The 13,512-nt window shown below is 56.6% G+C and carries 10 protein-coding genes and 1 pseudogene; 7 read left to right on the forward strand and 4 right to left on the reverse strand.

Annotated elements, in window-relative coordinates; translation table 11 throughout:
• Positions 1–1,200, forward strand: a 1,200-nt coding sequence (locus DU29_RS0121545) for an FAD/NAD(P)-binding protein (RefSeq protein ID WP_028623558.1), incomplete at its 5' end; no start/stop codon positions are given.
• Between the two features lie 67 nt (positions 1,201–1,267).
• Here DU29_RS0121545 and DU29_RS0121550 read toward each other — a convergent pair.
• Complete coding sequence (locus DU29_RS0121550; RefSeq protein ID WP_028623559.1) at positions 1,268–2,008, reverse strand: response regulator; 741 nt, start codon at positions 2,006–2,008, stop codon at positions 1,268–1,270.
• Between the two features lie 291 nt (positions 2,009–2,299).
• Here DU29_RS0121550 and zapE point away from each other — a divergent pair, with 291 nt between their 5' ends.
• From zapE to DU29_RS0121565, 3 genes are all read left to right on the forward strand, one after another.
• Complete coding sequence (zapE, locus tag DU29_RS0121555; RefSeq protein ID WP_028623560.1) at positions 2,300–3,418, forward strand: cell division protein ZapE; 1,119 nt, start codon at positions 2,300–2,302, stop codon at positions 3,416–3,418.
• Between the two features lie 17 nt (positions 3,419–3,435).
• Positions 3,436–4,035 (forward strand): DinB family protein, encoded by a 600-nt coding sequence (locus DU29_RS0121560; RefSeq protein WP_028623561.1) that lies wholly within the window; start codon positions 3,436–3,438, stop codon positions 4,033–4,035.
• A gap of 81 nt (positions 4,036–4,116) precedes the next feature.
• A complete protein-coding gene (locus DU29_RS0121565; RefSeq protein WP_028623562.1) occupies positions 4,117–4,608 on the forward strand; it encodes a GNAT family N-acetyltransferase in 492 nt (163 codons plus the stop codon).
• A gap of 105 nt (positions 4,609–4,713) precedes the next feature.
• Here DU29_RS0121565 and DU29_RS0121570 read toward each other — a convergent pair whose 3' ends face one another.
• A complete protein-coding gene (locus DU29_RS0121570) occupies positions 4,714–5,007 on the reverse strand; it encodes a DUF3077 domain-containing protein (RefSeq protein ID WP_028623563.1) in 294 nt (97 codons plus the stop codon).
• Between the two features lie 823 nt (positions 5,008–5,830).
• On the opposite strand from DU29_RS0121570, the pseudogene DU29_RS01000000130315 reads away from it, so the two are divergent.
• The 3 genes and pseudogenes from DU29_RS01000000130315 (at position 5,831) to DU29_RS01000000130320 (ending at position 11,244) form a co-directional block, all read left to right on the forward strand.
• Positions 5,831–7,883, forward strand: a pseudogene (locus DU29_RS01000000130315) (type VI secretion system Vgr family protein).
• Complete coding sequence (locus DU29_RS0121580) at positions 7,880–8,713, forward strand: DUF4123 domain-containing protein (protein WP_033050774.1); 834 nt, start codon at positions 7,880–7,882, stop codon at positions 8,711–8,713. Before DU29_RS01000000130315 ends, DU29_RS0121580 begins: the two are co-directional and overlap by 4 nt.
• 20 nt (positions 8,714–8,733) lie before the next feature.
• Positions 8,734–11,244 (forward strand): LysM peptidoglycan-binding domain-containing protein, encoded by a 2,511-nt coding sequence (locus DU29_RS01000000130320; RefSeq protein ID WP_081832525.1) that lies wholly within the window; start codon positions 8,734–8,736, stop codon positions 11,242–11,244.
• A 53-nt stretch (positions 11,245–11,297) separates the two neighbouring features.
• Here DU29_RS01000000130320 and DU29_RS1000000131735 read toward each other — a convergent pair whose 3' ends face one another.
• Positions 11,298–12,290, reverse strand: coding sequence for a formylglycine-generating enzyme family protein (locus tag DU29_RS1000000131735; RefSeq protein ID WP_236645639.1), 993 nt, complete (start codon positions 12,288–12,290; stop codon positions 11,298–11,300).
• 87 nt (positions 12,291–12,377) lie between these two features.
• The gene (locus DU29_RS0121590; RefSeq protein WP_028623565.1) at positions 12,378–13,379 is read right to left on the reverse strand and encodes a formylglycine-generating enzyme family protein; all 1,002 of its coding nucleotides are present in this window, start codon (positions 13,377–13,379) and stop codon (positions 12,378–12,380) included.
• Positions 13,380–13,512: the final 133 nt, after the last annotated feature.

A 13,512-nucleotide genomic window follows, 5' to 3' on the forward strand; every position in this document is an offset into this window, starting at 1 on the left:
CCCGACAACCCCGATGACCTCACGCAATGGCTCACCGCCTACATTGCCGCCGGCGGCTGGCCGCAATCCGATGAGCAACACGTGCCGGTCAGTGAACTGTTTCCGCCACGAGGGATTTTCGGCCTGTACGTGCAGCAGCGTCTGGCTGACGCGCGGGCGCAGGGCGCTGTCGAGGGTTCGACGATTGAACACGTGCAGGCAGAGGCGGTTGATCTGCACACCGATGATCAGCGTGTTTTGCTGACGCTCACTGATGGCCAACAATTGCAGGGCGCTTGCGCGGTGCTGGCGACGGGGATGTTTGCCGCTGCGCGCACGCCGCAGACGGAATCCAGCGGGGTCAACGCCGCAGCGCTCGATCCGTGGGACGTCGCCGCCATGCGTCAGCTCGATCCGCTATCGACCGTGCTGATCATCGGGTCCGGCCTGACCATGGTCGATGCCGTGGTGTCGCTGGAACAGGCCGGGCACCGTGGACCGATCGAGGTGTTTTCCCGGCATGGCTTGCTGCCGCACGTGCGTCGACAGCCTCCGGCCTGGGTGGATTTCCTCGCTGCCGACCAGCGCATTTGCACGCCGCGCCAATTGGTCCGCGAGTTGCGTCGGCATTGCCGGGATGCGATGGCGCAAGGCATTGACTGGCAGGCACCGCTCGACACCGTGCGGGCGCACATCGGCCGCTTGTGGAGTCAGGCGACCGACGTGCAGCGCCGGCAGTTTGTGCGGCATGTGCGGCCGTGGTGGGAAAGTCATCATCACCGCTCGCCGCCGATGAGTGCGCAGCTGGTGGAGCGGTTGCATGGGGAAGGACGGCTGCGAATTCAGGCCGCGTCGTTCAAAGGGCTGGAGCCGTCCTCGGAGGATGGGGTGAGCATTCGCATTCGGCGTCGTGGCGAGGCGGATACGGTTGTGGTCAGTGGCGCGGCGTTGATCAATTCCAGCGGCATCGAATACGACTGGCGGCGAGTTGCGCGACCGTTGCCGCAGCAGCTGCTGGCGCGAGGACTGGTTCAGTCGGGGCCGTTGGCGTTGGGTATCGCTGCGGCGGTCGATGGCGCGGTGTTGAACGCTGACGGTAAGGTCGCCAATCGCCTGTTCGCCATGGGCCCGCCCTTGCGCGGCATGTGGTGGGAAAGCACAGCCGTCACCGACGTCGCCAGCCAGGCCAAAGCCCTCGCCATCCGGCTGGTCAACATGTAGCGCTGTCTGCTACGGAGGTTTGTGGCTTTCCGCTTGCAACGGGCCGCGCGCGTGATGCCGGTTGGATTTACGACTGCGCCCCGAGCATCTCCACCGGATAGGAAAATACATAGCCTTCGCTGCGCACGGTCTTGATGTAGGTCGACTCCCGAGAGTCGTCCATCAGCCGTTGGCGCAGACGGCTCACTAGCAAATCGATGGACCGGTCGAAGAGGTCGGCGTCGCGGCCCTGGGTGAGGTTGAGCAGTTGGTCGCGGCTGAGCACCCGTTGCGGGTGATCGAGGAACACGCGTAGCAGGCGGTATTCGGCGCCGCTGAGGGCGACCATGGTGTCGTCTTCGTCGAGCAAATGCCGAGCAGTGGTGTCCAGGCGCCAGCGACCGAAACCGAGCAGACGCCCGCTTTCCGTGATCAACAGGTTCGGCGGCAGCATGCGGGTGCGGCGCAGTACGGCGTTGATCCGCGCCAGCAATTCGCGGGCGGCGAAGGGCTTGGTCAGGTAGTCGTCGGCGCCCATTTCCAGGCCCAGGATACGGTCGGTCTCATCGTTGCGAGCGGTGAGCATCAGGATCGGCGTGGCTTTATGCTTACCTGCACGCAATTCGCGGCACAGGACCAGGCCATCATCGCCAGGCATCATCAGGTCGAGGACGATGAGGTCGACGGTATTGGCCTCAAGAAAGCTGCGCATGTGCCGGCCATCGGCAACCACAGTAGTGCGCAGGCCATTTTTTTTCAGGTAATTGCCGACCAGTTCGCGGATCTCGCGATCGTCATCCACGATCAGGATGTGGTTTACATGCTCCATCGCTCTGTCCCCTTGTTTTCATCCGTTGCTTCGCTGACTTCAAGGCAAACGCTGTCAGCAGATCTTGCTCCAACGCTTGCTGCGAATTGCCCGTAATGTACCCGATCCCTGGAGCAAAGCTTGCTCGCGAATACGGATTTGGATGTTGCCCCGTACTAGTGAATGCACTCGATCAATTGTAGAAGCTGGCTTGCCAGCGAAAGCTATGTCCTTGAGGACCGGGTTTTGCAGTTAATGACTACTTCACAAAGCTTTTTCCAGTTCAACCGGAGCGAACGTATACTGCCGCGCATGAATCCCGACTCCCCCCTAAGCGCCTGGCAACACGCGATCGAACACAAAGGCTTTGTTCAGGACGAAGCCCAGGAACAGGCTGTCTGGGCGTTGCAGAAATGCCACGAGGCGCTGCATGAAGGCCGGGCTCCGATCACCGGTGTTTATCTGTGGGGGCCGGTCGGGCGGGGTAAAACCTGGTTGATGGACCAGTTCTACCAAACCTTGCGTGTTCCGGCCCGGCGCCAGCATTTCCATCATTTCATGGGTTGGGTGCATCAGCGCTCGTTTCAACTGACCGGTACGGCCGACCCGCTGAAAGCGTTGGCTCGCGAGTTGAGTGCGGAGGTGCGCGTGCTGTGTTTTGACGAACTGTTCGTCAATGACATCGGTGACGCAATCATTCTCGGGCGTCTCTTTGAAGTGATGTTCGAGGAGGGCGTGGTGGTGGTCTGCACTTCCAATCAGCCGCCGGAGCAGCTGTACGCGGATGGCTTCAACCGGGACCGTTTCGTGCCGGCCATCAAGGCGATCCAACAGCATATGCAGGTAATTGCGGTGGATGGCGGCGCCGATCATCGCTTGCAGCCAGGCACCGGTCTGCAACGGTACTGGGTCGCCGTTTGCGGTGAGCCGAGCGCGCTGAGTGAGGTCTTCAACACGCTGACCGTGGGCGAGCAGGTCAGCCGTTCGCCGATCTCGGTCGGGCACCGTTCACTGGCGGTGGTGCAGGTCAGTCCGACAGTGCTGTGGTGCCGATACGCCGATCTCTGTGAACAACCGTTTGCGGCCATGGATTTCATGACCCTGTGCGACCGGTTCAAGGCTATTCTTTTAAGTGATGTGCCAAACCTCAGCGCACAACAGCGCGAGGGGCGGATCGCTCGCGGCACCGAAGACGGCGTCGAGCGCGTGGTCGCCGGTGATCGTCATCTGCCCCAGCTGTCGGTGCACGACGACGGCGTGCGGCGGTTCATTGCGCTGGTCGACGAATGCTACGACCGTAAAGTGCCGCTGTACCTCGAAGCGCAGGTACCGATGGAATCGCTCTACACCGAAGGGTATCTGGCATTCCCGTTCCGCCGCACCCTCAGCCGTCTGCAGGAAATGCAGCTGCAGCGTTTCGCCGAGGTTTGACCCGAAGGAGTGCCCCAGTGCATCAGCCTTTGTCCCACCATCTGCTGACCATGGCCTATCAGAATGCATGGGCCAATCATCGACTTGCCAAGGCCTGGCGTCAGCTCAGTGACGCCGAGCTGCGCGCGCCGCGAAGCGGTTTTTTCCCCAGCCTGCGTGCCACCCTCAACCACATCCTGACCTGCGACTGGTTTTACGTGGATGCGTTGGAGCGCGAGCTGCGCGGCGATGCTCCGCACCCTGACTGCCTGGTGTTTTTCCAGGACGACGAGCCGTGCTCCAGCGCTGCAGACCTGCAGCGCGAGCAATCCCACGTCGATCGCCGATTGCTCGCCTATTGCGAACAGTTGCGTGACGCCGACCTCGGCAAGCTCGTGACCATTGCCCGAGAAACGCCGCAGCACGACAGTCGCTTGCGCCTGCTGTCGCACCTGTTCGAACACCAGATCCATCATCGCGGACAGGTACACTGCATGCTCAGTAGCACCCCGGTTGCACCGCCGCAACTCGACGAGTTTTTCAGCGGCGGAGAAGCACACCTGCGCGCCGCGGATTTCGCCGAGCTGGGCTGGACCGAGGCGTTGATCTGGGGCACGGGCGTGCAACCGTTGCAGTGAGTGCGTGACTCGCGCTAGGGTCGCCGGACCCTGCAGCGCGGATGGCGCGCTGAGGCAACCGCGCAGTGATCGAGGATGGAAATGGAATCCGCAGAAATACGTGTACTTCAGGCCAGCTACACCAACCCGCTGCATGCCGAGGCGATTGGCCTGGTGCTGAATGCCTACGCTGAAGACCCGATGGGCGGTGGTCACTCGTTGCCCGCTGAAGTCCTGGCTCAACTGCCGCAAGAACTGGCCAAACGTGCCCACGCCTTCAGCGTGCTCGCATTCGTCAACGGCGAGCCGGCGGGGCTAGTGAACTGCTTTGAAGGTTTTTCGACGTTTGTCTGTCGGCCACTGGTCAATGTTCACGATGTGTCAGTGGTGCCGAAGTTTCGCGGTTTGGGCCTGAGCCAGAAGATGCTGCAAAAGGTCGAGGACATTGCCCGCCAGCGCGGCTGCTGCAAGATCACTCTGGAAGTGCTGGAAGGAAATGCAGTGGCCCAATCGTCTTACGCCAAATTCGGATTCGCTGCCGGCATGTTCGACCCGGCGCACGGGCGGATGCTGTTCTGGACCAAGCCGCTGTAAATTCAGGCGCTGAACAAAAGCCCTCGTTGCCTTACAGGTAACGGGGGCTTTTTCTTTTTGGGTGTCTGGGCGCTTTCAGTTGCGCTCCGGCGCTTGTTTTTGAGGTCAGGGCTTTATTGCAACAGGCCGCTCCAATACCTTCACCGCATCATCAACCACCGCCTTGCTCATCGCCGTCAGGTAATGCGCGGCCCAGATGTGTCGGTCGGTATCGCGATTGAAGGCAGCGTCCCGGGTCAGCTCCCTGGCAAGGAACAGGAAGTCGGAGGCCATGGCGAGCGCATCGCAGAGGGGAACGTCTCGGGTGACATGGAAGAGGGGTTGGTTTGAGCAGTAAATAAGGGGGGTGAGGCCGATGGTTTTTAGATCTGAGGGATCGGGCAATTCTGCTTTGTTCATGTCTAACTCCTTAATCCGAGGGAGCTGCCACATTCGTTTCCAAGCGAAAGGGTGGCAGCTGTGCGCAGGTTGGAAAACCGGGAATTAAGGAACCGGCACGCCCGAAGGCGTCCCACGCACAGCCGCCATAGCAGAGTCGCATCCGTAGAACCGGGTGCATTACTAAGGAGGCGCGCAGTTGCATTTAATTCGACGGGTTTCCAAGCCCGATCGCTGAATGGTCAGCGACGTCCGGAGAATATCCCGTCGAAGAAAAACGCAACAAGGCATCAAAGTGCCCAGCAAACACGATTCGGATTTTGCCTACAAGGTCTGCGGACGTCATCTGATATTTCAACACTTGAAGTAAACAAGCTGCGGGGCGGTGGCGGTTGTATAAGTCTGTGCAATTTAATGAGACCTCGACGCTTAATTGAAGGCCTGTCATTCGCGGTCATAAATTCCCCACCAAAACAAAATTAGATACATCTTTGGGAACCGTCCTACATCAATACTTGTTTCGCTTTGTTAGCGTGCTCGACAGTTTATATGCCCAGGCTATGGATGGCCGACCCCTTGTACGAACCCTAAGTAGTTATCAGGACTCACCCTGCCAAGGGCAAAAAAAGGAGCAACAAATGTTCAACGCTTCCTCGCTACCGCGCCTCACTTTGACAGTCGATGTTTCCACGCATGACGTTCAAAGCCTCGTTTTCTCCCCCAGTACACCCCTCAGCAGACCTGACATTCCGACGGTCGGGGCGGCACGTCAATGTAGTATCTGCACTTGGATCAAGGCTTCTCTGCCACTCGTGTCCAGTATTACTGCTTAAGGGGCTAGCCTATGTTCGCGCCAGCCAATACTGCGCACTTTGCGTTATTAATGCCCGCTGTTCGCAACGACTTTCAGGTACTGGGGTTCAATGGCACTGAAGCCATCAGCCACTTGTATGCGATTCAAATCGAATTGGTCAGCGAGTTCCCTGATTTCGATCTGGAGAGCCTGCTCAGTCAGCCGGCATTCCTTCAGTTCGGCCTGAATGGCGAAGGTATTCATGGCCGACTGGAAGATGTTTTCGTGGGTGAAACAGGCAAACGCCTGACCCGTTATCATCTGACCTTGGTGCCGGCCCTGCATTACTTGCAGTTCAGCCACAACCAGCGGATTTTCCAGCATCTGACAGTGCCGCAAATCGTCGCCCAAGTGCTCCAGGGGCATGGTATCCAGGCTGATGCCTATACCTTTCATGTGAGCACCAGTCCAGAGCGCGAGTACTGTACCCAGTATGGGGAAAGCGATTTCGAATTCATCCAAAGGTTGTGCAGTGAAGATGGGATTTCGTGGCACCACCAACACAGCGTAGAGGGTCACCATCTCGTATTTACCGATGATCAGACCTTTTTTCCCAAGCTGGGGGGTACACCGTATCAGCAAGGCTGCGGCCTGGTGGCGGAACACCCGGTCGTCAGTCAGTTCTCCATGCGCTTTAGCACCCGTACCAGCACGGCCACGCGCCGAGGCTATGATCCAGCGCGCCCAAGCCTGTTGTTGCAAAGCCAATTTACCGCTGAGTTCAGTCCTGCACTGGAAGACTACCGCTACCCGGTGCTGCACGAAAATGAAAAGCTCGGCAGACAGCTTGCCCGGCAGTCCCTGGAGCGGCACCGTGCCGACTACCAGCTGGCCGAGGGTAAAAGCGACCAGCCGACCCTGCGCAGCGGCTACTTCTTCGATCTGACTGAACACCCGCGTCAGCAGTGCAACGATTTGTGGTTGTTGCTCAGTGTCACGCACTCAGGCAAGCAACCTCAGGTACTGGAAGAAGCAATCACCAGCGACGTTGAATCCGCAGACGGCTTTACCCAGGGTTACCGTAATAGCTTCAGCGCGATTCCCTGGGATGTGTTCTACCGTCCACCGTTGGTTACGCGCAAGACAATGTTGGTCAGCCAGACGGCCCGTGTCACCGGGCCCAAAGGTGAGGACATCCATTGCGATAAGTACGGACGGGTCAAGGTCGAGTTCCATTGGGACCGCGCCGAACTTGGCAGCGACAAGAGCAGTTGCTGGCTGCGGGTGTCGTCCAGCTGGGCGGGGGACGGCTTCGGTACGGTGACAATCCCGCGTGTAGGCATGGAAGTGGTAGTGACCTACCTGGAGGGTAATCCCGACAATCCTTTGATTACCGGGTGTGTGCCTAACAAGGTTACGCCTGTGCCATACCCCTTGCCCGCGAATAAAACCAAGACTGTCCTGCGCAGCCAAAGCTCGCCCGCCAGTGGCGGCTACAACGAGCTGTCGATTGAAGACCGCAGCGGCCAAGAGCTGATCTACTTGCGTGCTCAGCGTGACATGGAGCAGAAGATCGAACATGACAGCCGACTGGAGGTGGGCAACGAGCGCCGGGAAACGATTCAAGGGCAATAGCATTACGGTGCTGGAAGCCGAGGAACAGCGCACCGTCAACGCTGACCGTAAAGTGGATCTCAAAGCCAATGACTATTTGCAGGTCGCCGGCAGCAGTCATACCCGTGTAGGGCAAACAGTGGTGATTGAGGGAGGTCAGCAAGTCCACCTCAAGGCCGGTGCCCATCTGATACTGGATGCCGGAGCCAGCATCACTTTGAAAGGTGGCGGGCAGCACATCGTGCTGGGTACTGGCGGTATTTTCAGCAGCACCGAGATTCAAATCGGTGGCGCGCCTGCTGCGGGAATCGCGGCTGCTCCGGTGTTGCCAGGGATGCTTGAAGGGTTGGCAACACCGTCAGCATTGCCGCTTCCCAGCCTGCCGTTTTACCAGGAGCAAGCGGTGGCAGGTGCTCTCTTGCCTATTCCTGACTGTCATCTCGATGCATCAGGTCAGTGCCCAATCCACCAACCGGGGGAGGCGGCATGATCGAGACCCTCTCGTCACCCTTTGAGACGCCTGGAGCTTCGCGAGTCCTGTGTGTGATTCTGGACGCCAGTTTCGATCCGCAATTACCAGCGCATGCCGATCAAGCCGTTGGCTATGGCGTCCAACGTTATGTGCCGCTCTTCGACGAGACCCCGTATGCGGGTTTACAAGTGGCCGGGCCTTTCGCGTTGCTGTGTGCTGCACCTGATGCGTTTATGGAGCATGCCAGCAGGCTGCTGGAACGGGCAGATGCCGGGTGTGTCGCCTATCTGGAGGATGAGCAGTCCTTCGAGCGAGCCGTTGAACATTGGCGCAGCCTGCTGACCATCAGCACCGATGACACGCCTGCCCAGATGATGCGTTTTTTCGATCCGCGCTGGCTGGAACCGCTGTTGAACAGCCTAGATGAAACAGAGCTGTTGCAGTTCATGGGGCCGCTCACTGGCTTGGCCTGGCGCAACGAGCTGGGTTGGCGATATCTGGCTAATCCTCAACCGGATCCGCACGCAGAAATTCAGCAGCCTGGTTGGTTGCACATTGACGTCGATCGCCAGGCGCTTATGGATCAATACCGTTTGAAAATTCTGGCGGGACGATTTGCCTTGGACTATCAGGCGGTACTTTCGATGCCTGAGCCGGTGGAGTTCGTTTATCGGCAACTACTTGGCGCTCAGACCGCAGGGTATCTGCAACTGGCCGAGCAGGAACGCTGGCTGCGTCTGGCGTTACGTCAGGGCGATGGATTCTGGGGACGCACTCCAAATTCCGAATTATTGGCCCGTGATGACCTGGGCCTTGGCGACAAGCTCATCGAGCTTGAGCTTCTCTGAGTCACAAGGACGATGATCCGATGAACAACACCTATATGGTTAAACAGGGCGACACGCTGGGTTTGATTGCCCAGCAACACGGCTTTAACACGGCCGAGATACAAGCACTTAATCCGATCATTACTAATCCCGGCTACATCAAGCCTGGTTGGGAACTGAAGCTGCCCGACACCGCGCCCAAGCCGGGACTGCCGCCGCCGATGCATGCAGATAACACCAGCTCCGTCGCACTCAAGGGCCAGGCCCAGTGCGATGAGGAATTGGTCGATGTAGCCCATATTACCGGTGAGCCGCATTTTTTTATTCTGACGGATAAACAGTCCAAGGCATTGAAGAAGGAAATCCGCGCTGTCCAGAAAGTGATGGATGAGCTGCATCAAAACCTTGCCAAAGCGCTGCCTGCTATGCAGTGCAAGAAAACTCAAAATCCCGGCGCCAGCTGTGCGTGCTCCGGCTGTGTCAAAGAGGCTTGGGCAGTCAAAGCCGAAGGCGCCGGGTTGCTGAAGCGCGACCTCAAATCCCGGCAAACCAAAGCGGCACCGCCGACAACCGATAAAGATCTTCAGGGGACTATATTCGCCTTGCAGCAGGCGCGTGATTGGTATCAGGCTTACGAGCCCAGGTCTTATGGCTGGACGCAATTTGAAGACAACTGGAAGTTATTGAAGCACAAGAAAATCATGGAGCTGGATCAGGAGATCGGCAAACTCCGCGCTGAATTGGCGGTTCAGAAAAAAGCCGACTCCGATGACAGCTCGACCAGCGCAAGCAATGCCGCCCCGGATCTCAGGCATGGCAAGGGGCGCAGCAGTGAAACTCAGCGTGGCAGCCAGACCAGGTCCGGCATTACCGTGGTGGAAGTCATCCTGTTCAGCGACCCGACTCGGCGTCATTACGTCTCGATCCCGTGGCGAAGTACCACCGCGTGGAACGTTCGAGTCCCTACGCGCGTCATGGCCGGGAAACCCTTCAACAAGCAACTGGCCGCAGACCTGATCAAGGACATCAAAAACGCCGTCGGTGAAGGGCGTAAAGCCGGTCCGTTGGGCAATCTGGAGCTCAAGATCAGTACCTGGACCAGCAAACAGGACAACCTGCTCAATACGCTGCATCAGGAAGTGTCCTGGACGTCCAATCAGAGCGACGCGTCGCGCTACGCGATCAGTGCCGAAGCCCACGCCCTGCGATTCGCGGCCAGCGCCAGCGCAGGGGTTAATAACTGGAACCCCAAAGAAGGCAGTATTGACGTGGGTGTCAAAGGCAGCGCGGCGTTCTCGCTGGCGGAAGCTTCAGCGTCCTTGAATTCGTATTTTCCTGATCAGGGCGGATACGTCGCGAACATGGCTTATCGTAATGCCCTGAAACAGGAAGTGCTGCATCCGATGGGCGTGTTTCGCATGAGTGGCAAGTTGGAGCTGTCATGCTTTGTCGGAGCGAAGTTGCAGGGCGAGGCTGGGGTTAAAACCCAATACAAGCCGACGGAAACACCCGCCGGAGCTACCGCGTTACTGGGTACGCCGACCATGGAAGTCGGCCCCGGTGGCAATATCGGCGTCAAGTGCGATGCGTTTGCGGGAGCGCAAACCGGTGGTGCGCTGACCGGTGCATTTGAGTGGGTTGAACCGGAAAAACAAGGGACGGGGAAAGCCGTCGTCGGTCAGGCAAATGCCAATAGCAATTGGGCCAAACTGGCCGAGCTCAAAGTTGAAGGGAATGTCGCTCTGGGTATTGGTGCCCATGGTGAGATTGGTATCAGTATCGCTGATAACCGGTTGGCATTTAACTGTAAAGGCTCGCTGATATTTGGCCCTGGCGCGGGCGGTGGGTTTGGTGCGTTGGTGGATGTAGAGCAGGTTGGGAAGCTCACACTGTTGCTTTGTAATGCCCTGGCTGATATTGACTACAGGCACCTTTTGGGAGTGACTGAGGATGCGTTTAGGTACATCGCTTCTGGGCTGTATCAGGTGGCGACATCTCCAATGCGAATGACCATTGGAGGCTTTGAGTTAGGGCGGGTGGAAATGCTTGCTTGGTGGGAGGATCGACAGGCCACGAGGGTTGAAGCTGATTCACTGGCCGACTACTTGCTTGCGCATAAAATAGATAAAATTATGAGGGTTCAGGAACAAAACATTCCTTTGAGTGTGTTGCCACCAGAAACCATTGGTCCCATGGTCTACCTACTAACAGAAGGAGTTGTCGCCAGGGGCATTGGTAGCTTCAACGAAAAACAGGAACAGGCCTTGGTCATTCTTCTCTCCGAGGTACGTCGATGGCGGCAATTTATTGAAGTGCTGGAGCATTGTTCTCTCGACGGGACAAAGGTCAACGCCATGGCGAGTCTGGAGCGGCTCAACGCCTTGCTTACCGGTCATGACCAAGACAAATTCAATCGTTTCATTGACAGTTTGGCGGTTAACCAGAATTCCGATAGTCCAGCCCGAGCAGCCTGGAAGCCTAGTAATGTTTGGCGTAAAGAGAAAGTGCTGGTGGCCGCACAGAACAGCGGTAGGTTTGATGGTTTGGTGTAAATCTGGACGACAACAACGGCGCCTAAAAGCGCCTTTGTTGATTGCTGGGTGCTTCAAAGTGGCTGGTTGTATTGAATCGCGCAACGAAAACTTGTACCGGGCAAATGCCTGCTTCTTACAGGCTCATTTGGGTATCGCCGAACAGAACTGGCCGTGAGCAGAGGATCTTCGCCTGCATTGGTACCTCGTCGGATTCGTTCCGTTCCTGTCGCTGGGCCCTGAGGGTTTTCCAATGGCGAGTGGCGGTAATAGTTTTTATCGTACCAGTCGTTTACCCAGTCGGTAGCGTTGCCTGACATATTGTAGAGCCCTAGCGGATTAGGGACGAAGCTGTCGACAGCAAACCTGCGTCCTTTTCCTTGGAGTGGAAAATTGCGTCCGTAATTTAAACTGCCATTGTCCGTAGGAAATGCCACATATTGGCCACGACTGCGGGCAGCGTATTCCCACTGGGCTTCTGTAGGCAGATCGACTGGATATCCACTCAGCTCTCCCAACCAACCGCAATAAGACTTGGCTTCTTGCCAACTTTGAGTAGCAGCTGGTAAGTCAGATTGGTAGCGAAACTGCAAATCGTCTCGCTTACGTAGCTCTGCATCAAACAGCGGTTTGCTTTGAGCAATAAAAAACAGATCGAAATCACCCATTGTTGTTTGGAATTTCGAGAGGGAATAATTACTCAGTTTAACGGGATGAACAAAGTCGTCATCACCGTCCATGCTGATACGCCCCATCCTCTCCGGCTCCACGCCGCATGGCCAATCGCACAAATTTGCAGGGTCATCGTCATACGGCCAACCAAAATCCCCCATCTGGAACTCGCCACCTTCGATAAACACCATGTTATCCAATGACTGCACCACGGTATTCAGTAGCTTGCTGCGAACCTCATTGGAGAGTTTCGGGTATTTATGCTCGATGGTTGCATTGATTTCAGCGACTTTTTCCGGCGAGAGTTTCTGGCTTTTTGGTAATGGAGAGGTTTGCGCTTGGCAACCTGTCAGCAGCAGTACAGTACAAATAGGTAATAAAATGTGTCTTACCACAGGAGTGTCCTTATACATGTGATGGTTTGGTGTAAACAATGAGCAAGTAGAGGGGGGCGCATTTATAGCGCCCGCATTACTTCTGATCTAAAGGGGCTGATCGGATTGGATTGCACAGCGGAAGCTAAAGCCAGGGACGTGCTCCTTTCTAACGGGTTTCTCTCCCCACCGCCGTACGGTACTAGAGCTGAGTAACGGGTCTTCCGGATAACCCGAACCTCGGAGAACTCGAAGCGTGCCTGTCTCGGGGCCGGTAGGGTTAATCAGAGGTGAGACACGATAATAGTCTTTGCCGTACCAATCATTGACCCAGTCGGTGGCATTTCCGGACAGGTTGTAAATTCCCAAGGGGTTGGGGACAAAACTATCAACCGCGAAAGTAAGGCGTTTACCTTTACCTGACTCAGGGAAGTTACGCCCATAGTTTAAATTTCCATTGTCGGTGGAGAACATCACATATTGGCCGCGATTGCGGGCTGCATATTCCCACTGGGCCTCTGTGGGCAGATCCACTGGCAAACCACTGAGTTTCCCCAACCAACCGCAGTAATCTTTTGCTTCCTGCCAACTTTGGGTTGGTGCAGGCAGCTTCGGGGCGTAAAAAATTTCATGCAATTCTTCTCGTTTGCGATCTTCCGCATCAAACAACGGTTTGCCGTGAGCAATAAAGAACAGATCGAAATCCTCCAGTGTTGTCTGGAATTTCGACAGTGAGTAACTGCTCAGTTTAACCGGATGAACAAAGTCATCATCACCGTGCATGCTAATACGCCCCATCCGGTCCGGCTCCACGCCGCATGGCCAATCGCACAGATTTGCAGGGTCATCGTCATACGGCCAACCAAAATCGCCCATCTGAAACTCGCCACCTTCGATAAACACCATGTTATCCAGTGACTGCACCACGGTATCCAGTAGCTTGCCGCGAAGCTCTCTTGAGAGTTTCGGGTATTTATGCTCGATGGTCGCGTTGATTTCAGCGACTTTATTCGGCGAGAGTTTCTGGCTTTTTGGTAAAGGAGAGGTTTGCGCTTGGCAACCTGTCAGCAGCAGTAAAGTGAAAATAGGTGATAAAATGTGTCTTACCACAGGAATGTCCTTATATATGCAATCCGAGGTTCGAAGGCTACCATTTTCTGAGCTCGCATGAACGCCAAGCCAATCTACAAGCGTCAACTCCGTATGAAGATGACGTAAGGTGGATAGATATTCAGCTTTAGTT

Source organism: Pseudomonas sp. Ant30-3 (genome assembly GCF_000690905.1).
Lineage (GTDB): Bacteria > Pseudomonadota > Gammaproteobacteria > Pseudomonadales > Pseudomonadaceae > Aquipseudomonas.

Bases quoted from the DNA above. Each gene is read 5' to 3' on its own strand.
- DU29_RS0121550 (WP_028623559.1), bottom strand. From the start codon at position 2,008: ATGGAGCATGTAAACCACATCCTGATCGTGGATGACGATCGCGAGATC.
- zapE (WP_028623560.1), top strand. From the start codon at position 2,300: ATGAATCCCGACTCCCCCCTAAGCGCCTGGCAACACGCGATCGAACAC.
- DU29_RS0121565 (WP_028623562.1), top strand. From the start codon at position 4,117: ATGGAATCCGCAGAAATACGTGTACTTCAGGCCAGCTACACCAACCCG.
- DU29_RS0121570 (WP_028623563.1), bottom strand. From the start codon at position 5,007: ATGAACAAAGCAGAATTGCCCGATCCCTCAGATCTAAAAACCATCGGC.
- DU29_RS0121580 (WP_033050774.1), top strand. From the start codon at position 7,880: ATGATCGAGACCCTCTCGTCACCCTTTGAGACGCCTGGAGCTTCGCGA.
- DU29_RS01000000130320 (WP_081832525.1), top strand. From the start codon at position 8,734: ATGAACAACACCTATATGGTTAAACAGGGCGACACGCTGGGTTTGATT.